The organism is Mucilaginibacter sp. P4_C11 (assembly GCF_056402115.1).
In genome coordinates, this window is sequence record NZ_JBFUIA010000002.1 from 21,157 (window position 1) to 42,508 (window position 21,352).

Here is a 21,352-nt window from a genome sequence, read left to right on the forward strand (position 1 = left end):
CTAGGTGAGTGGTTTAAGAAAATAAAAACCACTCACTTAATCAACTCAATCAACCAATAAACCAAAGCAATGAAAGCATATATTTTTCCAGGGCAGGGCGCCCAATTCCCGGGTATGGGTAAAGATTTGTACGAGCAATCTGATAAGGCCCGTGAGTTATTTGAAAAAGCAAATGAAATATTAGGCTTCCGGATTACCGATGTAATGTTTGATGGCACAGCCGAAGATTTGGTTCAAACAAACGTTACCCAGCCGGCTATATTTTTGCATTCGGTTATTTTAGCTACCGTGTTGGGCGATGAATTTAAACCGGATATGGTTGCCGGCCACTCCCTTGGCGAATTTTCGGCCCTGGTTGCTGCAGGAGCCTTATCATTTGAAGATGGTTTACGCCTGGTTGCCGCACGTGCCAATGCTATGCAAAAAGCTTGCGAACTGCAACCCTCAACAATGGCCGCCATTTTAGGGCTTGATGATTTTACTGTAGAAGATGTTTGCCAGCGCGCTACCGGCGTGGTTGTAACAGCAAACTATAACTGCCCCGGCCAGTTGGTTATATCCGGCAGTATTGAAGGCATTGACGAAGCCTGCGAAAAATTGCTGGCCGCTGGTGCCAAGCGGGCTTTAAAACTCAAAGTTGGCGGTGCTTTCCACTCGCCGTTAATGGAATCGGCCCGGGTTGAATTAGAGGCGGCAATTGTTGCCACCGAAATTAAAGCCCCGGTTTGTCCTATTTATCAAAACATTGATGCCAAACCTTATACCGATCCTGCTGTTATTAAACAAAATTTAATAGCCCAGCTTACCGGCGCCGTAAGGTGGACACAAACCGTGAAGCATATGTTGGAGGATGGTGCTACCTCATTTACCGAGGTTGGGCCGGGTAATGTATTGCAGGGGCTTGTTAAAAAAGTTGATAGGGCAATAGTTACCCAAAGCGCGGCTATACCTCAATAATATTTAAAAAAGGCACTATTTAGTAGTGCCTTTCGTTTTTAAACCAGTAATATCTGATAGCAATTTGACAACCTCGGGAAAAATACGTTTGTTGCTAACCCTAATTGGTATAGGGCTGTTGTTTACCGCTATTTTTATCCAAAAAACATATACGCCGGTAAATAACCTCGATCAATCGGCCCTGGCTCTTGAGGCTAACCTGCACAAAAAGGAAGCTTATATTGATAAGCTGCTAAAAGATAAAGAACAGCTTAACAAATTTAAAACCCTGGGCGATAATGACCAGGAGGCCATTAACAGGATAGAGGAATTTACTACTCAAAGGAACACCTGGTTTATAACAGCGTACAATAACCATTTAAGTTTTTGGAGCGGTATTAAAGTTTTGCCGGATAGCATAGGCAATATCCGCGAGGGCAATTCCTTTATCAGGCAGCCGAATGGGTATTATGAAGCGATTAAGAAAACGGAGGGGGCTTTTTCTGTAATATTTTTTATCCCGGTAAAAATCAATTACAGCTTTACCAACCAGTATCTTCAAAACACGTTTGCTAAAGATTTAATAACGACAGATAATATTGAGCTTACCGATCTGGGCGATAAAAATGCTTACGATGTACACAGCATCAACAACGATTATCTTTTCTCGGTAAAACAAAAAGCCAGCAGCGTCAATTATGCATTTATATATTACCAGGCTATTTTTTGGATTTTAACCATCATAACGCTTTGTATATTAATTCATAATATTTGCTGCCATATGGCGGCAAAGGGTTATGGCTGGTTGTCAGTGGTTTTCCTGGGTTTGTACATAATCCTGCTCCGCTTTGTTAATTTATATTATCACCTGCCTGATTTTCGGGGGATGCTTAAATTGTTTGACCCCGCCATTTACCATTCCGGAGTTTTGTATCCGTCTTTTGGCGACCTGTGTATTAACCTGCTTTGTGTTTTTTGGTTTGTTGCATTCATTTACCTGCAACGGCGAAGATTGTTTACAGCGGTTTACAAAAACTCAGTTGGCTATTTTATTGTAGTTGGCTGTATTCTTTTGCTTATAGGGTTATCCACATCGCTTTTAAGGCTGTTTTATGACTTGGTTATTCATGCGGGCATCAACTTTAACGTAAACAATGTACTTGGTTTATCATCATTCAGCATTCTGGGTGTTTTAATGTTGTGCTTTAGTTTTCTCATTTTTTATCTTGTTGATGAGGTGGTTCTTTTTATATGCCTCAAGCTGGATGTGCCAAAATTGCACCAGTTATTACTGCTGGTAGTAGGCGTTGTTATAAGTACAATTGTTTTTGCCCGGAATTACGATTTTAGCTTGTTTTACCTGTTGTGGATGCTGCTGGTGGTGATGAGGGCATTTGGGTTTATTTACCAGGGCGGTAAACTTACAACAAGTGCCTTTTTGGGTGTGCTTTTAATCTGCTCGGTAATTTCGGCTATTAAGTTAAACCACTTTGAAGGCATTAAAGAGGAGTCGGTACGAAAAAAGTTACTGCAACGGCTAGGCGACCCAATTGACCATTATGCCGAAAACGCATTTATAAAGATTGAGAAGCGGATTCTTGTTGACACAACTATTGTGCGCTACTTTAAGGAAAATATACATAACAACGAGTACTTGTTAACCCGTTTTCAGAAACTGTATTTTGATGGGTACCTGTCAAAATATGTTATTAAAATACACGAGTATGATGCCAATGACCAGCCCCTGGCTAACGACGACATCCCGATAACCGGGTTTAAAGACCAGGTTGTATATAATTCATATAAGGTTGTACCAACATCTTATTTTTACCGGGGCACAGCATCGTTTGGGCGTCAGAGTTATTTTGCGATACTGCCCATAAAAAACGGGAATAAGCAATTAGGAACATTGGCCATTGAGTTTACATCAAAACCTGTTCAGGTGCTTGGGGCTTTCCCGGATCTATTGATCGAAGGGTCGTTACAATCCGAAGACGAATTTAAAGATTACTCGTATGCTTATTACTATGATAATCGCTTGCAAAGTCAACGGGGAAGTTATGTTTACACCCTTAATAACCCAGATTTTAAAGGGGTATTAAAAAGCTATATTATAAAAACCACCCGGTTCAATAATCCCGAATGGTACAATGCTTTTACAAAATACGACCACCTGATTTATAAACCCAACAAACGCAATATCATAGTAGTAAGTAAGGAAACAAACCCACTATATAACGGGGTGGCCTCTATCACTTTCTTTTTTATGGCGCTATTGGTATTTAGTGCAGTTATTATTATAGCCAGGGGCGTATGGGTACGCGTAAGGATTTTGAGTATTAAGGATGATAAAATCCGCTGGAAATTCAAGATCAATTTTGATAAGGTACTTTATAGAACCCGCATCCAGTTTGTAATGATATTTGCGGTTGTTGTTACACTGATTGTAGTAGGCTTTATCACCTTTGTATCAATAGGGCGCCAATACCATGAACAGCAGGATAAACAGATTCGCGATAAAATAAGCAGGATTGCCGAGACTTTTCAAACCGGCGCATTAAACCGATACATATACAATGTAAACGAAAAAAACCAGGTTGATTTTAACGTACTGGCCGAAACATATTCTACCGACCTTATCCTGTTTGATACCAACGGGGTGCCACTGGTTACAACCCAGCCAAAAATGTATGAGGCTGGCCTGGTGGCAAAAAAAATGAACTCCCGAGCTTTTATTTACCTGAGCAGGCTGCAAAAAACAGAATTTGTGAATGATGAAAAAATAGGAGAATTGAACTACAAGGCCGCTTATGCACCCATAGTAAGCTCTGGCCAAAAGATTATCGCTTACATCCAGCTGCCCTATTTTTCAAATGAGGCAGATTATAAACAACGCATAAGCTCGTTGTTGAATGTGATGATAAATGTTTACGCATTGGTGTTTTTAGCCATTGGCTTATTGGCCATTATTATTGCCAGGCAAATAACCGCACCGCTTAGTTTTATACAGGAAACGCTGAGCAAAACCATATACGGCAAAAAGAACGAGCCGATAAAATGGCAACGAAATGATGAGATTGGGGCCTTGGTTAAGGAATATAATAAAATGATCTCGGCCCTTGAGAATAGCGCAACCAGGTTGGCGCAATCTGAACGCGAAAGCGCCTGGCGCGAAATGGCCAAACAAGTAGCCCATGAAATTAAAAACCCATTAACGCCATTGAAACTAGGGTTGCAACTACTTGATAAATCGTGGCGGGATAAGGACCCTAAGTTTGATCAGAAATTTGAACGTTTTAGCAAATCGTTTGTTGAACAGATAGAAAGCTTATCGTCCATCGCGTCTGAGTTTTCGGCTTTTGCGAAAATGCCCGATACCCGTATTGAGCTATTGAATGTTTTTGAAATGCTTAACCAGGCGGTAACCATATTTAAGCAGATGGATAATATGCAAATAGTGTACCAGCTGCCCGATGCTCCTTTTATGATAAATGCTGATAAAGATCAGCTATTGAGATGCTTTAACAATTTATTGAAGAACGCCATAGAAGCCACACCAGCAGATAGAAATGGGCTGATAAACATCAACTACCTTATAACCAGCAAAAATGTGTTGCTTACCATTAAAGATAATGGTAACGGAATTCCGGAAAATATGCGCGAAAAAATATTCGAGCCCAATTTTACTACCAAAAGTTCTGGTACGGGACTTGGGCTTGCCTTTGTGAAAAACTCAATTGAAAATGCCAACGGTAAAATTTGGTTTGAGACAACCATTGGCATCGGCACCACTTTTTACCTGAGTTTTCCATCCGCGTAATTTGAGGTGAAAGGCAAATGGTCAAAGGCGAAAGGTAGCTGCGGAAAAGGTATGTAATATGGGGCGAAAGGTTAAAGGCAACTGCGGAAAAGATAAAAAACAGCCCCGATTTAATAGATAATGGCATTTGTCCCAAAAAACCTTTCGCCTTTAACCTTTCCCCTAATCCCGCGCGAATTTCTTCACCGTTTCCGTAATATGTGCCAAATGATGTTTGCTATGCCAGGAGTATAATGCCAGCCCCATTTTAAGCGAAACGGTATCACCGGATGCGGGATGTACAAAGGTGCGTTCCCATTCGTTTTCGGTAAAACTTTCAAATAAGGCAACCATGTGTATATGGATGCCTTCCAATATTTTTAATGACGATTCTACAGGGAGGCGATAATCGGGTAGTAAAGCCCAATCTGCTTCTTCGTATGGCTTTATAACAGGGTTATTTTCGGTGAGTGCCAGCTTAAAACGGGTAATCGAGTTCATGTGGCTGTCGGCCAGGTGATGGATTACTTGCCTCAATGTCCATCCGCCGGTTCGGTATGGGGTATCCAGTTCCTGGTAGTTTAAACCAGCTATAGCATTACGCAATTTACCCGGCAATGTGCGCAGATCATCTATCCATTCGCGGATGTTTTCGTCGGTATAAGATGCCGGTGGTGCAAATTTCCCAATCGGGAACCTCATTTGTTCGTCTGTCATAAATGTTTAAAAAAATTAAATTAGGGATAATTTTATACTACAGCAAGCTTTAACCTAAATTAGCGTTCTGTACGTGTTAGTTAAAACGATGATAAAAAAACTGTGTTTAGTACTGCTGCTGTTAAAATGCTCCTTTACATATGCCCAAACCATTAAAACCGATATCCTTGTAATTGGCGGCGGCCCTGCCGGTGCCTCGGCAGCCATACAGGGAGCCCGCAGCAAAATTAAAACAGTACTGGTTGAAGCAGGTGCGCAATTATGCCCATCAATGCAGGCTCAAACAATGACAACTATCGGTAACGGGAGAAACCTTCAATCGGGTATTTGGGGGGAATTCCGAAAATGGGTAATAACTTTTTATAAAAATACGCCGGGCCGCGATACCGCTTATAATGCCCCGCTGAGCTTAGAGCCATACACGGGTGCAGCCATTATCAAAAAAATGGCCGATACGGTTAAAAACCTCACTATAAAATTAAATACAGTTGTTAGTACGGTAAAAAAAGATGGGGACGGTTGGGTGGTAACTGTTAGCCAGGATTCAAAATCGCAACAAATAAAAGCAAAGCTGATTATCGATGCCACACCAAATGCTTCGATAGCCGAAAAATTGAATATCAATTTTAAACCGGTTGATTTGATGGCCGATAACCATCAATCGGCCACATACCGTACCAGCATTGCAACAGGCGATGGTTATCCGGGGCAAAATGGGGACAAAAAAAGCCCTTCCGACAACTATCCGCAATTGCCGTCATATTGTATTCCGCTGAGCTCCATTGTGGCGCCGGACGTCGGGAACCTGTTAGTTACAGGCAAGCTTTTTCCGGATGATGACATCCAATACCTGCCCAACCAGCTTATGCTGGGCCAGGGTGCAGGTGCTGCCGCGGCATTTTGCGCATTTTTTAAAACTACAACCCACAAATTAAATGCACGCACCGTGCAGGGCGAGCTGCTGGATTTTAAAAGCTACCTGCTTCCATTTGCTGATGTAAATCAAAACGATCGTTATTTTAGGTCGGTGCAGCAGGTTGCGGCTACGGGGTTAATAAAAGGGGTGCAAAAATTGGATAGCAATACACCAGGTATGCTGTTTATGCCCGATTCTGCAGTTAACACCGCCGAGATTGAACCGGTATTAAATGATATTTATACCCGTACATTTTTATGGTTTAACAGGGAAAAACCCAAGCCGAAATTTACAGTAGAAAACACACTATCGCTTATAAGTGAAATAACATTAACCGATCCTAAAACGCTGCACATCTCCATAGCCAAAGCCTGGAAAAATCAATATAAATTCCAATCGGACTTTGATGTTAACCGGCCAATAACCCGGCGGGAGTTTGCTATATTGATTAATCAGTTTTTAAATCCTTTTGCCCGAACGGTGGATTTATCGGGCAGGTTTGTTAATTAGACAGAAGGCTTAAGTATGGCGTATAAATGCTCATCTAAAATAAAACCGTTTTTAATAATCGCATTTTTACAAACAGCTTCTTTTACAAACCCTGCTTTTTCCAATACCCGCATCGATTTTGGATTGTTGCCTAATACACCAGCCTGAAGCCGTACAATATCCAGGTTGGCAAATCCATAATCTACAATCAGTTTCACCGCCTTGGGCATAATGCCTTTTCCCCAATGCACCTCGCCCAGCCAGTAGCCGATCAATGCCGATTTTCGGTAAATATCACCCTTTAAATCAATGCCTATTACGCCGGCTACTTCGCCGTTAATAGCTATCGCGAATTTGGTTTGCACTTCTTCGGCCATTGCAAGCCCGATAAAATCAATGGCATCTGCAAGCGTGTATGGCGATGGAAAGCGATCAAGAAGGGCATCAAAAATCCTTGGGTTATCGGCATGTTTTTGCAACGATTCAGCATCAGCCAACCGCAACTTCCGTAAAATAAAACCGTCGCCTTTAATTTCCATTTGTAACAATAAAACGTCTAAAATTAGCAAAGCAAAGCCAAACTGTTAAATTGCATCCGCGTATTAGTTGCGCGACACAAGACTGACTCATGAAAAAAATATTTACGCTGCTATTGCTGGCCAATACTGCCGGTGCTTTTGCCCAAAAACTGGATACCCTTACCATTGAAAAAATTATGCGCGATCCAAAGTGGATAGGTGTATCCCCATCAAATATTCACTGGAGCGATGATAGCAAAAAAATTCTTTTTAGCTGGAATCCGGATAAAACCGGCCCCGATGAATTGTTTGCCGCTACGCCCGGCGGTACAACGCCGCAAAAAGTAAGCATTGCCGATAGACGCGGCTTACCGGCCGAAAACGGTAGTTGGAATAAAAAACGCACCCAAAAAGTTTTTGAAAAAAATGGCGACTTGTTTTTAGAAGACCTTAAATCGGGCAAAATAACCCAGTTTACCCATACTGAGGAGCGGGAAAGTTCGCCGGTTTTTAATGGCGATGAAAGCCACATCATATTTTCGCAAGGCAGTAACCTGTTCTCCATGAAACTTAACGGAAATGGGTTGGAGCAGCTAACTAATTTTGTTAAATCAAAAAGTAAAAAGGGCAACGACGAACTTAACGAAGAAGAAAAATGGCTTAAAAAGCAGCAGCTGGAGTTGTTTGATATTGTTAAGGTGGAGAAGAAAGAGGAAAAACAAGACTCGGCCGAAAGAGCAGATTTAGCGCCGAAGGGATTAAGGGAACTGGTTTTTGGAACTAAACGTGTTGGACGGATTAAAATAAGCCCCGATGAGCGCTTTGTTACTTACCGGCTCACAAAACCGGCCGACGACGTTAAAAACGCCATCGTTCCTAATTATGTAACCGAATCGGGCTTCACAGAGGATATTCCGAACCGCTCAAAAGTAGGCCGCCCATCATCAACATCCGAAACGTTTATTTACGACAGGCAGCGCGATAGCGTTTACCGGATAAAAACATCAGACCTGCCGGGCATTAAAGACGCGCCCGATTATTTAAAAGATTACCCAAAGGAGCAGGAGGCTTATAAAAAGGCTAATGCCGACAGGCATGTGGTTATCGAAGGCGTATTCTGGAGCGAAAACTCGGCAAATGCCGTAGTCGTAATATCAGCCCAGGATAATAAAGACCGCTGGATTATGCGATTAGACGCCCTTACCGGCAAACTTAGCTTGCTTGACCGGCAGCGCGATGAAGCCTGGATAGGTGGTCCCGGAATTGAAAACTCGGCGGCGGGGAACGTCGGTTTTATTGATAACGATCATTTCTATTTTCAGAGCGAGGCCAGCGGCTACTCGCACATTTATATAGTAGATATTATTAGCGGTGTAAAAAAGCAAATTACCAGCGGTAAATGGGAAGTACAAACTCTGCAGCTATCCAATGATAAAAAAAGGTTCTACTTCACCGCCAATATCGACCATCCCGGATTAACCGATTTTTACAGCCTGCCCGTTGATGGTGGTACGCCAACAAAAATAACAGGCTTAAAGGGCGGCAACGATGTAACACTATCGCCCGACGAAAAATGGCTGGCTATCCGTTACTCCTACTCCAACAAACCATGGGAACTATATGTGCAGGCCAATAAACCTGGAGCCAAAGCGGTACAGGTTACCAAATCCATCAGCGCCGAATACGAATCGTACCCGTGGCGCGCGCCGGAAATTATCACCTTTAAAAACAGGTATGGCAGCGATGTTTACGCCCGTTTGTACCTGCCCAAAAATGCAGACCCCGCGAAACCGGCTGTGGTATTTGTGCATGGTGCAGGCTACCTGCAAAACGTAACGTATTCCTGGAGCTATTACTTCCGCGAATTTATGTTTAACAATATGCTGGCCGATAACGGCTATACAGTGTTGGATGTTGATTACACCGCAAGCGCAGGCTACGGCCGCGACTGGCGCACCGGCATTTACCGGCATATGGGCGGCAAAGATTTGACAGACCAGGTTGATGGCGTAAAATACCTGGTTGATAAATATGGCGTAAACCCCAAACATGTTGGTTTATATGGCGGCTCATATGGCGGGTTTATTACGCTGATGGGTATGTTCACCGAACCTGATGTTTTTGCTGCTGGCGGCGCCATTCGTTCGGTTACCGATTGGGCACATTATAACCACGAGTATACCTCCAATATTTTGAACGAGCCTTTTACAGATGAAACAGCCTATCGCAAAAGCTCACCAATTTACTTTGCCAATGGCTTAAAAGGCAATTTATTGATGCTGCACGGCATGATAGATCAGAACGTTAACTACCAGGATATTATCCGCCTGACGCAGAAACTAATTGAGTTGCACAAAGAAAACTGGGAACTGGCATCGTACCCCGTAGAAGACCATGCCTTTGAACAACCCAGCAGCTGGACGGATGAGTATAAACGGATTTATAAATTATTTGAGGAGACGTTGAAGAAATAATTTTTTATCCCGGGATCATCTGAAATTCGTTGGTTCCGGGAATTCTTTCTAGTTCAACACCAAGAGGGAGATTCAGGTATGGGATTATTGCTTTATCGTAGTTTGCAATCGTGTTTACATCATAAATCATCGTGTTATTTGGATCGTCAACATACTCCTGAGTTTCTGTACCCGAAAAGAAACGCCAGCCACTATCTAAGTGAAAATCAGACTCTTCCCGGTACATGTATATTACTTGCAGTCCATCAACTGTGATTTTATCCGTCGCCATACATCCACCCATAGATGGAATAAGTTTACTGATCTGTTCTGCTTTCAGCTTAAAGTTTTTTTAGCATTTTAAATTGCCAATCCGAAATATTCACCCTAATTTCTGTTTAATTTTGTGCATAACCAAATTGCGCATCCCTCTCCATGAATAAATTAATTATGCTTTTTGTAATTATATGTTGTGCATGTAATACTAACACAGCAAACGCACCTTTAGTCAAAATAAACCTTACCTCCGATAAACATTCCCTCAAAATAACCGGCCTCGACCCGCTGATTGTTCAGGATATTAACCGCGATTCATCAGCCGGGAACTGGCAGAGCCTGGTGCCGGTGTACAAAATGCCAGCCGATACAGATCTGAAAAACTATCAGCCTATTCAGCCGGGCAAATACGCGGTAGCTGATAGCGTGGTTACATTTACGCCCGATACCCCTTTTGCAGCGGCCCAAACTTATTTTGTTCGCTATTATAAATATGATGCCAACAGTAAAGCCTCCGATTTTATATTAGGAAAAAATAAACTGGGCAGCTTACATTATACAGATTTGATTTTTAAGCAATAACCCTATTTGATAGTTGAAAAATTAATAAATTTGATTATATTTGCAGTCAATTAATAAAAGAGGGGGCAAATAGCCCCCTCTTTTATTTTATCAATTAAAAATTATCAATCAAAAACGGGCGGGTAATGAACATTGAAAAAAGAGTAAGGGAACTGGTAGAAGAGAAGATAGCCGATAAGCCGAATTTGTTTTTGGTGGATGTTAAAATGCACTCAAACGGAAAACTTATCGTTTTGCTTGATGGTGATGACGGTGTAGGTATTGGCGATTGCGTGGCGGTAAGCAGGCATGTGGGCTTCCATTTAGAGGAAGAAAATGTAATTGAAACCGCCTATAACCTGGAAGTATCGTCGCCGGGGATTGATTTCCCGCTTTCGTCGCCAAGGCAATATGCCAAGAATGTTGGGCGCACATTGGGTATCAAAATGGCCGATGGCGTAAAACGAGAAGGTGTTTTATCGGCATTAACCGAGGATGCCATTGTAATTGAAGAAAAAATAAAAGAAAAAGGGAAAAAGGCCGAAACTGTTGAGAGCGTTATCCCATTAGATAAAATAACAGAAACAAAAGTTTTAATATCATTCAAGTAGAAAATGAGCAATATTAATTTAATTGATTCTTTTCAGGAATTTAAAGATTTCAAGAACATTGACCGCCCAACCATGATGAGCGTTTTGGAAGACGTTTTCAGAAGCATGATCAGGAAAAAATACGGCACAGATGAAAATTGCGACGTGATTGTTAATACCGACAACGGTGACTTAGAAATTTGGCGCACCCGTAAGGTTATGGAAGATGGGTTTAGCGAAGATGATGACCTGGAGGTTGAGCTGGCGGAAGCAAAATTGTTTGATCCGGATTTGGAAGTAGGCGATGAGCAAATTGAGCAAATCACCCTGGAAAGCTTTGGTCGCCGTGCTATTTTAGCGGCACGCCAAACACTGGTTTCAAAAATTCTGGAACTGGAAAAAGACGAGATCTTTAAAAAATATAAAGATCGCGTTGGCGAAATTGTTACCGGCGAGGTTTACCAGGTTTGGAAAAAAGAAACACTGGTGCTTGATGATGAAGGCAACGAATTGTTGCTGCCAAAAACAGAGCAGATACCGGCCGACTACTTTAAAAAAGGAGATAGCGTAAAAGCTGTTGTACATAAGGTAGATATGCTGAACAGTAATCCTAAAATTATCATTTCGCGTACTGCACCCGAGTTTTTACAGCGTTTGTTTGAACTGGAAGTTCCCGAAATTTTCGACGGGTTGATCACTATTAAAAAAATTGTACGCGAGCCTGGCGAAAGGGCCAAGGTTGCCGTAGAATCATACGATGACCGTATTGACCCGGTTGGTGCCTGCGTAGGTATGAAGGGTTCACGTATACATGGTATCGTTCGCGAATTAAAAAATGAAAATATTGATGTGATTAACTTCACCAACAATATTCAACTCTATATTCAACGTGCATTGTCGCCGGCCAAAATCACATCTATTAAATTAGATGATGAGAAAAAAACAGCAGCAGTGTACTTAAAACCCGACCAGGTATCGTTAGCTATCGGCCGTGGTGGTCACAATATTAAACTGGCAGGTAAATTAACCGGCTATGAGATAGATGTTTACCGCGAGGCTGATGAGCATGATGAGGATGTGGATATTGAAGAATTTACAGATGAAATTGATAGCTGGATTATTGATGAATTTAAGCGTATTGGCCTAGATACAGCAAAATCGGTATTGGCTTTAACTGTTGGCGAGTTGGTAAAACGTACCGATCTGGAAGAAGAAACGGTAAAAGAAGTGCTATCAATATTGAATGCTGAGTTTGAATAAGCATAATAACCAAAATTAAAATCGTATTTTTGCGATAATTAGCAGAGAAAATATAATAAATGTCAGAAGACAAATCAATAAAATTAATTAAGGCGGTAAAAGAGCTCAACATTGGTATGGGTACCATTGTCGATTTTTTGGCGACTAAAGGCTATAAGGTTGACAAGCACCCCATGGCCCAGCTAAATGGCGACATGTACGGCGCATTGTTGAAGGAATTTGCCTTTGATAAAAGTATTAAAGAGGAAGCCAAGCAGATCAGTATCGGTAAGATAAGGAAAGAGGAAACTGCGCCGCTGCCTGAAAAGCCGATCGAAAATCGCCGTTCACGCGATTTTGAGAACGAAGAGATACTGATCAAAAATGCCGGCCAATATACCGCACCGCAGGCCGAGAAACCGAAACCGGTTGAGTCTGTTGCCCCTGCTGCCGCGGTGAAAACCGAGGAGCGCGGTGATGTATTGCCTGGAGTTAAGGTAATTGGGAAAATTGACCTTAATAACCTGAATGCGAAACCACAGCCTGTTGCCGAAAAGTCTGCTGTAGTAGAAGCTCCAAAACCAGAGCCGGTTGTGGAAGCGCCTAAGCCGGTTGTTGCTGAGAAGCCAGTCGTAGTAGAAGCACCAAAACCAGAGCCTGTTGTTGAAATACCAAAACCGGTTGTTGCCGAGACCCCTAAAGTTGAAGCACCAAAACCAACTGTTGTTGAAGTACCAAAGGTAGAAGAACCCAAAGCAGAGGCGCCAAAACCGCCTGTTGTACAGGCACCGGTTGTTGAAGCCCCGGCCGAAACACCTGCAGATGGCGATGATGACGTAATACGGGCCAAGGCAGAGCGCCTTACAGGCCCTAATATTATTGGTAAAATACAATTGCCGGTTAATGCGCCTAAACGCAATCCTATAGCATCTTCATCAAATTCAAACAGCGCCGATCATAAGCGCAAAAGGAAACGTAAAGATAGCCAGGGCAATCCGCAGCAAGGTGGCGGTAACCATCCGCAAAACCAGCAAGGTGGTGGTACTCATCCTCCGCATACCCCATCGGGTGGCGGTACTATTAACCCTAACCGTCCGGATTTCAGGAACCGCGGTAATGGTGCGCCAGGAAACGGAGGCCCTCAGCAAGGAGGAGGAGGTGGAAACCGCCCTGATTTCAGGGGTAACCGTAACAATGCGCCGCAAAATACCGGCCCTAAGGAAGAACCGTCAGAAAAAGATATACAAGACCAGATTAAAGCAACGCTTGCACGTTTAAGTGGTGCTGGTAAGTCGGGCAAATTTGCACAGCGGGCCAAATTCCGCCGTCAAAAACGCGATGACGTTGCCGCCAGTGCCGATGAATTGGCAATGGAGCAGGAGTTGCAATCGAAAGTATTAAAGGTTACCGAGTTTGTAACTGCTAATGAGCTTGCATTGATGATGGATGTATCTGTAACCCAGATTATATCTACCTGTATGAGCCTGGGTATGTTCGTATCTATCAACCAAAGGCTTGATGCAGAAACATTAACCATTGTGGCCGACGAATTTGGCTACCAGGTTGAATTTGTGAAGCCACAGGATGAAGAGGCCAACCTTGACCAGCCAGATGATCCGGCAGATTTAGTTCCCCGTGCGCCAATTGTAACGATCATGGGTCACGTGGATCACGGTAAAACATCATTGCTTGATTTTATCCGCAAAACAAACGTAATTGGTGGCGAAGCCGGGGGGATTACCCAGCACATTGGTGCCTATGAAGTTACTTTGCCGGATAATAAAGGAAAGATCACATTCCTGGATACACCGGGTCACGAGGCATTTACCGCCATGCGTGCAAGGGGTGCACAGGTAACAGATATTGTAATTATTGTAATTGCTGCTGATGATAGCGTGATGCCGCAAACCCGCGAGGCCATAAACCACGCCCAGGCTGCAGGAGCACCAATCATCTTCGCTTTCAATAAAATTGACAGGCCTGGTGCTAACTCGGATAAGATTCGCGAGCAACTATCGGCCATGAATATTTTGGTTGAAGAGTGGGGCGGTAAATACCAAACACAAGAGATATCAGCCAAAACCGGCTTAAATATCGAACTGCTGTTAGAGAAAGTATTGCTTGAAGCCGAGTTACTTGAACTTACAGCCAACCCTAATAAACGTGCCGTAGGTACCGTTATTGAGGCTGCTTTAGATAAAGGCCGTGGTATTGTAACCACTATATTGGTACAGGCAGGCCGTTTAAAAGTAGGAGATCCTATTTTGGCCGGATGCTACAGCGGTCGTGTTAAGGCATTAACCAACGAGCGTGGCCAAAGAGTTGATTCTGCAGGCCCTTCAACACCGGTACAGGTGTTGGGTATGCAGGGTGCGCCAACCGCGGGTGATAAATTCAACGTATTGGAAAGCGAAGTTGAAGCACGTGAAATTGCCAACAAGCGTTTACAACTACAACGCGAGCAAGGTTTACGCACGCAGAAACACATTACACTTGATGAAATCGGCCGTCGTTTGGCAGTTGGTAACTTTAAGGAACTTAACATTATTGTTAAGGGTGACGTGGATGGATCTATCGAGGCGTTATCAGATTCATTACTGAAACTATCTACCGAGCAGATACAGGTTAATATTATATCTAAAGCGGTAGGTCAGATTTCCGAATCAGACGTGTTGTTGGCTTCTGCATCAGATGCGATCATCATTGGTTTCCAGGTTCGTCCTTCGGGAAGTGCCCGTAAACTTGCCGAAGCTGAGCAGATCGATATCAGGTTATACTCTATCATCTACGATGCCATTAACGAAATTAAGGCGGCGATGGAAGGGATGCTTGCACCAACCTTTGAAGAGAAGATTGTTGCGAACGTGGAGATCCGCGAAACCTTCAAGATCAGCAAGGTGGGTACCATTGCAGGTTGTATGGTACTTGATGGTAAAATTAACCGTAACAGCAAAATCCGCATAGTTCGTGACGGTGTAGTTATATACACAGGCGAACTGGCTTCACTGAAACGCTTTAAAGACGATGTGAAGGAAGTATTGACTGGCTACGAGTGCGGTTTGAACATCCAAAACTTCAACAATATTGAAGTAGGCGACATTGTTGAAGCTTACGAAAATGTAGAAGTAAAACGCAAGTTGTAATAAGCAAAGCATTGATAATTTGAAGGGCTAATCTTTAACAGATTAGCCCTTTTTCTTTATATCAATATATTAAATAAAGTTGCTCGCCGGGAGTTTAATTCCCCTAGCCTTTTCATTCCGGGCGATGCCTGTCCAATTCACTCCTTTAGCAAGCCCTCTACCAGCGCTTTCCACTGTGGCCCCGATAGGCCCTGACGCGCAGTAAGCGCAATAATGGTATTACGGATGCTATCGTATAAATTGGTATCGGAGTTATTGATCACTTCATTTCGCCCATGTACTGCTGCGCTAACGTGGTTTAAGTACCGCTCAACAATAAAAGTATTGGTAGCGCTATGATCGTAGAAATTGGCAATGGCTTCACCCGGATTCCGGGGATTTGCCACCGGCCTTACCGTAATAGCTATAAATTCGCTTTCCGAATTCGCGTTTTCAAATTCCTGGATGCTTTCAATCATTACCCAGTCCAGCCCCCCTCCTGCTATCGAGCCGGGAGCAGGCAGGTCTACGTAAAAATGATCTCCTTTTTCGGCCATGCGGTATAGCTCATTTCCCTGCGCATCTGTAAGCGAAAACTTTGAGGAGGCAGGCCCGGCAAATTGGTGCCAGTTAGAAACGTCTTTTAACCTGTTTTTAGCCAGCAGGAAAAGGGCATGCGCCGCCTGGCGTGTATCAAGATCTGCAAAGTGGATAAAGTCGGTCATTCCGCCTTCTGTTTGCTCCGGGATATTATGATAACCATTATTCATAACTGTAAATTATAAACATTTAACAGTCACTGTTACAAACGGTTTCGTCATTGCGTAATATATTGTTGTATTTACAATTGTAACATAATCACTACATCATACGCATTGGATTATCTTTTCGGGTGCGGGGTTTGATTATTAATTAAAAGTAATGTACATTTCCTTTTTATAAAACCTAAATGATAAATAAACCATTCCTGTGCTTTTTTATCGTCTTCACTTATATAAGTGGCCGAGCCTTTGGACAAACAGTAGCGGATGACAGTACAATGCAAAAAATTGCCATTGGCCATGTAGTTGATGTTTACAATATGTCTATTGGTCAAATGTCGCGCCTTTATAACGGCCCCGAATATGAGTTTTATGATCCTTTAATTAAAGGAAATGCTTGCTTTTTAGACATAAACGCATTCAAAACCGGTTCGGTTAATTACGATGGTATATTTTACGCAAACGTGCCGATGATGTACGATATCAACAAAGACCTTGTTGTAACACTACTGTATAACGGCTTTTCCAAATATTCATTAATAAACTCCAGGATACAAAGTTTTGATTTGCTTAGCCATCATTTTGTGTACGTTGCGGCCGATTCGACAAACCTGGCATCGTCTATAAGCGCAGGGGTATATGAAGAGATATACGGCGGCAACCTGCAGGTTTTAGTTAAGTGGACAAAAAGTATACAGAGTATATCAACCCAAACTACGCTCGAAACCTTTTTTACAGAGGCTAAAAAGCATTACTATTTAAAAAAAGGCAATAATTACTATAGTACAGGCGGACAAGGCGCTTTCCTGAATGCATTAAAGGACAAGAAAAAAGAATTGCAGCAGTATATAAAGGCCAATAAAATTAAGTTTAAGGATAACCCGGAAAAAGCGATGTATTTAATAGCCGCCCAATACGATCAATTATCAAAATAAGAAAGCTTTCATACCTGTAGTATTCAACTAATAGATAGTAGTTAAAACCGTCACCCAGTTCAGGATATTGCGAGAAATAAATATGCGAATGAAAAAAATTTACTTTTTTACTTTTTGTTTTTTGATCCTGATGAAAGTTGGCAATGCCCAACAAACGGCGGTTAAAACAATTAGCGTAAACGTGCAACAAGCCACTATTGAGCAGTTTGTTACCGAAATTGAAGCCAAAACCGGCTATCACATTTATTATGAACCCGCCTTATTTGATAGTTTAAAGGTAACCGTTAAGGTAGATAATAAACCGGTTAACGTTGTGCTTGATGCCGCATTCAAAAATACCGTGTTTCGTTACGCGATAACCGCTGATGGCCAGGTTTTTTTAACCAAAGGTCGCGAGATACAACCATCGCTTGCCGCGGGCTTTTTTGGAATTAAACCTGGCCCGGAAACCGTAAAGAACAACGTTACTACAACCGTAGCCGAATTTACCGATCAGAAAGAAAAGATCATTCCGGAGGCGACTACAGAAAATAAGTTATATGAGATAGGTAATAAAACTAACACAATTGGTGCAGGCAATGCAACGCTATCGGGCTATGTTCGTGATAGCAAATCTGGCGAGGCGGTAATTGGGGGCAGCATTTTTGTTACCAATACTAAAACAGGGGTAGCAACAGATCAATTTGGTTATTTTACTATTAGCCTACCGAAAGGTCGCCAGATTTTGAGCATCCGTGGCCTTGGCATGCGTGATACCCGCAGGCAAATTGTACTTTACTCTGATGGGAAGCTGATTATAGAAATGAAGGAACAGGTTACCAGCCTGAAGGAAGTAAAAATATCGGCCGAGAAAGTTGCCAACGTACGTAACGTACAATTGGGAGTAAACAGGCTCGACATCAAGAGCATTAAACAGGTGCCGACCGTATTTGGCGAAGCCGACGTGTTGAGGGTTGTACTAACGCTTCCAGGCGTACAATCAGTAGGCGAGGCTACAACCGGGTTTAACGTACGCGGCGGGTCGGCCGATCAGAACCTTATTTTAATGAATGATGCCACCATTTATAACCCCTCGCATTTTTTTGGTTTTTTCTCATCATTTAACCCCGACATCGTTAAAGACATTGAACTTTATAAAAGCAGCATTCCTGAAAAATTTGGCGGGCGCCTGTCGTCGGTATTGGATGTTACCAATCGCGAAGGCAATAAAAAGAAATTTACCGGCTCGGCAGGCATTGGTTTAATAACCAGCCGGCTTAATATAGAAGGGCCTATTATTAAAGATAAAACCTCGTTTTCTTTTGGTGGCCGTACCACTTACTCCGATTGGTTGTTGAAGTTGCTGCCCGATGCTTATAAGCACAGCCAGGCATCCTTTTACGATTTAAACCTGGATATCAGTCACCAGATAAACGAGAAGAACAATATTTATGTAACAACCTACCTGAGCAAAGATAAATTTAAGTTAAACAGCGATACATCTTACGGCTACAGCAACCGCAACGCCAATATTAAATGGAAGCATAACTTTAACGATAAGCTGTTTAGCGTAATAGGCGCCGGGATAGACAGGTATCAATATGATATTGCCAGCTATGATAACCCGGTAAATGCATACAAGCTTAATTTCGATATTAACCAAACCAATTTTAAAGCGGATTTTACCTACTACCTTAACCGTAAAAACACCATTGACTTTGGCTTAAGCTCTATTTTTTATAAGCTCCATCCCGGCAACTTTCAGCCCAATAGCCCCAAGTCATTGGTAGCGCCTGATGTTATCCCGGCGCAGCAGGCTTTGGAGAGCGCTTTGTACCTGGGCGATAAGTATGATTTTACCGAAGATTTTTCGGTAAGCGGAGGTATCAGGTATTCTATATACAATTTCCTGGGACCGCAATTGGTTTACAACTACGCACCTAATTTGCCAAAAACAACGTCAAACCTGCTGGATAGTACCAATTACAGCAGCGGGAAGTTCATTAAAACGTATTCGGGGCCCGAAATTCGCTTGTCGGCACGTTACCAGCTGGGCGATAATACTTCTTTAAAGGGCGGTTACAACACGTTAAGGCAATACATCCATTTATTATCAAATACAACTGCCATTGCCCCTACCGATGTTTGGCAACTAAGCGATCCTAATATCAAGCCACAATACGGCGACCAGGTATCGCTTGGCCTTTACCACAACATGAAGGCAAACACCATCGAAACGTCTGTCGAAATTTATTACAAAAGACTAAGGGACTACCTGGATTACCGTAGCGGCGCCAACCTTGTATTAAACCACCATATTGAAAACGATGTATTGGGTACCGAAGGCAAGGCTTACGGTATTGAGTTTTTGCTGAAGAAAACCACAGGCAAGGCCAATGGATGGATAACTTATACCTACTCGCGCACTTTTTTAAGACAAACCAATCCTAACGAGGGCGAGCTGATTAATGGCGGCTCATACTATCCGGCCAATTTTGATAAGCCGCATGCTTTTAACTTCATAGGCAATTACCGCTTTTCGCACAGGTTTAGCGTATCGTTAAACGTTACTTACAGCACAGGCAGGCCTATTACATTACCGGTGGCAAAATATGAGTACGGCGGATCGGAGCGGGTATATTATTCAGACAGGAACCAGTACCGCATCCCTGATTACTTCCGTTCCGATTTTTCGATGAACATTGAGGGTAATCACAAAGTACATCAGCTTACACACAACTCGTTCACCATAGGGGTGTATAATTTAACCGGCAGACAAAATGCATACTCTACCTATTTTACCGAACAGGGAGGTATAATAAGCGGGTACAAGCTGTCTATTTTTGCCCGGCCAATTCCGTTTATCAACTATAACATCAGGTTTTAAACACAATGTGCAAGGGGGGCAACTATATGGTTTATTTGATATTACTTACCGCAACCACTCCGGCCTGTCGTAAACCTTATACGCCAAACCCGGTATCGGCCCCCGGTAGTTACCTGGTAGTTGAGGGCGTTATTGATCCCGGCGCCGATTCGACAATTATTACTGTGAGTAACACTGTACGCCTTTCAGATACCACCTTATTGGCAACCGAAACCAATGCCCGTTTAACAGTTGAAAGTGAGGCAGGCACAGGCTATTCGTTAAACGAGTTTAAGGCAGGGCGCTACCTTGCTATCGGGTTAAACCTTGATAAAGCGAAAAAATATCGCCTGCATATCAGAACAAGCGGCGGGAAGGAGTATGCATCAGATTATGTGCCTGTTAAACCAACCCCTCCTATTGATAGTGTAACTTATAAAGTAACGCCGAAAGGGTTACAAATTAATTCAAATACCCATGATGCTACAAATAGTACCCGGTATTACCGGATGGCCTATGAAGAGGCCTGGAAGTTTCACGCCCGGTTTAACTCGGGATTGATTGTAAAAAACGGTGAAATAGTGCCGCGCCAGGAAGAAGAGATGATTTATTATTGTTATCGGGGCGATAAATCGTCCAATACCATTTTGGCATCATCAGAAAAACTGACGCGGGACGTAATTGCTAATACTCAAATTACTGTGGTACCGCCAGCGTCAGAAAAACTCACTATAAAATACAGTATCCTGGTAAAACAGTATGCGCTTACAAAAGAAGCATATCAATTTTGGGAAAACATCCGGCGGAACACCGAACAGTTGGGCAGTATATTTGATGCGCTGCCCTCGCAGTTAAAGGGAAATATGCATAACGTAACAAACCCCGATGAGCCGGTTATTGGGTTTGTAAGCATAAGCACAACACAGCGCAAACGCATTTTTGTTGATAACGACAGGGTGCCTTATACCTGGTACGTTCCGGACGATGGTTTGTGTGAAAAGCTGGGTTATTTGTTAAATAATGGCGGAGAGAATGACGTTGAACTTTTTATTATTAAGCTTCATCTGAACCCCCTAGAAGCTATACTGAATCCGTTTACCGGGCAGATAATTGGCTATAAAGCTGCATCAGTTGAATGTTCGGATTGTACATTAAAGGGAAAAACAACCGCGCCACCTTATTGGGAATTTTAACA

Annotated in this window: 15 protein-coding genes; 11 read left to right on the plus strand and 4 right to left on the minus strand. The window is 42.7% G+C overall.

Translation table 11 applies throughout. The features are described 5' to 3' along the window. The first annotated feature begins 69 nt into the window (after window positions 1–69). Both fabD and AC1DU2_RS01960 read left to right on the plus strand, forming a co-directional pair. Window positions 70–957, plus strand: coding sequence for an ACP S-malonyltransferase (gene fabD / locus AC1DU2_RS01955; RefSeq protein WP_477382522.1), 888 nt, complete (start codon window positions 70–72; stop codon window positions 955–957). Window positions 958–1,048: 91 nt separating this feature from the next. After that, on the plus strand, window positions 1,049–4,756 hold the full coding sequence (locus tag AC1DU2_RS01960; protein WP_477382523.1) for a sensor histidine kinase: 3,708 nt from the start codon (window positions 1,049–1,051) through the stop codon (window positions 4,754–4,756). A 162-nt stretch (window positions 4,757–4,918) separates the two neighbouring features. Here AC1DU2_RS01960 and AC1DU2_RS01965 read toward each other — a convergent pair whose 3' ends face one another. After that, on the minus strand, window positions 4,919–5,452 hold the full coding sequence (locus AC1DU2_RS01965; protein ID WP_477382524.1) for a YfiT family bacillithiol transferase: 534 nt from the start codon (window positions 5,450–5,452) through the stop codon (window positions 4,919–4,921). A gap of 88 nt (window positions 5,453–5,540) precedes the next feature. On the opposite strand from AC1DU2_RS01965, the gene AC1DU2_RS01970 reads away from it, so the two are divergent. Then, window positions 5,541–6,878 (plus strand): FAD-dependent oxidoreductase, encoded by a 1,338-nt coding sequence (locus AC1DU2_RS01970; protein ID WP_477382525.1) that lies wholly within the window; start codon window positions 5,541–5,543, stop codon window positions 6,876–6,878. On the opposite strand, the gene AC1DU2_RS01975 is transcribed toward AC1DU2_RS01970, so the two are convergent. Then, on the minus strand, window positions 6,875–7,396 hold the full coding sequence (locus AC1DU2_RS01975) for a GNAT family N-acetyltransferase (protein ID WP_477382526.1): 522 nt from the start codon (window positions 7,394–7,396) through the stop codon (window positions 6,875–6,877). The genes AC1DU2_RS01970 and AC1DU2_RS01975 overlap by 4 nt on opposite strands. An 89-nt stretch (window positions 7,397–7,485) precedes the next feature. On the opposite strand from AC1DU2_RS01975, the gene AC1DU2_RS01980 reads away from it, so the two are divergent. Then, window positions 7,486–9,849: a S9 family peptidase gene (locus tag AC1DU2_RS01980; RefSeq protein WP_477382527.1), complete on the plus strand. Its 2,364-nt coding sequence runs from the start codon at window positions 7,486–7,488 to the stop codon at window positions 9,847–9,849. 4 nt (window positions 9,850–9,853) lie between these two features. Here AC1DU2_RS01980 and AC1DU2_RS01985 read toward each other — a convergent pair whose 3' ends face one another. Further along, window positions 9,854–10,132, minus strand: coding sequence for a DUF2185 domain-containing protein (locus AC1DU2_RS01985; RefSeq protein ID WP_477382528.1), 279 nt, complete (start codon window positions 10,130–10,132; stop codon window positions 9,854–9,856). A gap of 131 nt (window positions 10,133–10,263) precedes the next feature. Here AC1DU2_RS01985 and AC1DU2_RS01990 point away from each other — a divergent pair, with 131 nt between their 5' ends. The 4 genes from AC1DU2_RS01990 to infB all read left to right on the plus strand — a co-directional run bounded on the left by AC1DU2_RS01990 (window position 10,264) and on the right by infB (window position 15,637). Continuing rightward, the gene (locus tag AC1DU2_RS01990; protein ID WP_477355470.1) at window positions 10,264–10,686 is read left to right on the plus strand and encodes a hypothetical protein; all 423 of its coding nucleotides are present in this window, start codon (window positions 10,264–10,266) and stop codon (window positions 10,684–10,686) included. Between the two features lie 125 nt (window positions 10,687–10,811). Next, window positions 10,812–11,276, plus strand: coding sequence for a ribosome assembly cofactor RimP (rimP, locus tag AC1DU2_RS01995; protein WP_477382529.1), 465 nt, complete (start codon window positions 10,812–10,814; stop codon window positions 11,274–11,276). Window positions 11,277–11,279: 3 nt separating this feature from the next. Beyond that, window positions 11,280–12,515, plus strand: a complete 1,236-nt coding sequence (gene nusA / locus AC1DU2_RS02000; RefSeq protein ID WP_147054170.1) for a transcription termination factor NusA — start codon at window positions 11,280–11,282, stop codon at window positions 12,513–12,515. Window positions 12,516–12,574: 59 nt separating this feature from the next. Continuing rightward, window positions 12,575–15,637 (plus strand): translation initiation factor IF-2, encoded by a 3,063-nt coding sequence (infB, locus tag AC1DU2_RS02005; protein WP_477382530.1) that lies wholly within the window; start codon window positions 12,575–12,577, stop codon window positions 15,635–15,637. Between the two features lie 137 nt (window positions 15,638–15,774). On the opposite strand, the gene AC1DU2_RS02010 is transcribed toward infB, so the two are convergent. Then, window positions 15,775–16,386 carry a hypothetical protein gene (locus AC1DU2_RS02010; RefSeq protein ID WP_477382531.1) on the minus strand — a complete coding sequence of 204 codons (612 nt, stop codon included), beginning with the start codon at window positions 16,384–16,386 and terminating at the stop codon, window positions 15,775–15,777. A gap of 179 nt (window positions 16,387–16,565) precedes the next feature. Between AC1DU2_RS02010 and AC1DU2_RS02015 the strand changes: the two genes are divergently transcribed. The 3 genes from AC1DU2_RS02015 (at window position 16,566) to AC1DU2_RS02025 (ending at window position 21,350) form a co-directional block, all read left to right on the plus strand. Next, a complete protein-coding gene (locus AC1DU2_RS02015; protein ID WP_477382532.1) occupies window positions 16,566–17,312 on the plus strand; it encodes a hypothetical protein in 747 nt (248 codons plus the stop codon). 88 nt (window positions 17,313–17,400) lie between these two features. Then, entirely contained in the window at window positions 17,401–20,178 is a 2,778-nt protein-coding gene (locus AC1DU2_RS02020; RefSeq protein WP_477382533.1) for a TonB-dependent receptor, read from the plus strand. 5 nt (window positions 20,179–20,183) lie between these two features. Beyond that, window positions 20,184–21,350, plus strand: a complete 1,167-nt coding sequence (locus AC1DU2_RS02025) for a DUF4249 domain-containing protein (protein ID WP_477382535.1) — start codon at window positions 20,184–20,186, stop codon at window positions 21,348–21,350. Window positions 21,351–21,352: the final 2 nt, after the last annotated feature.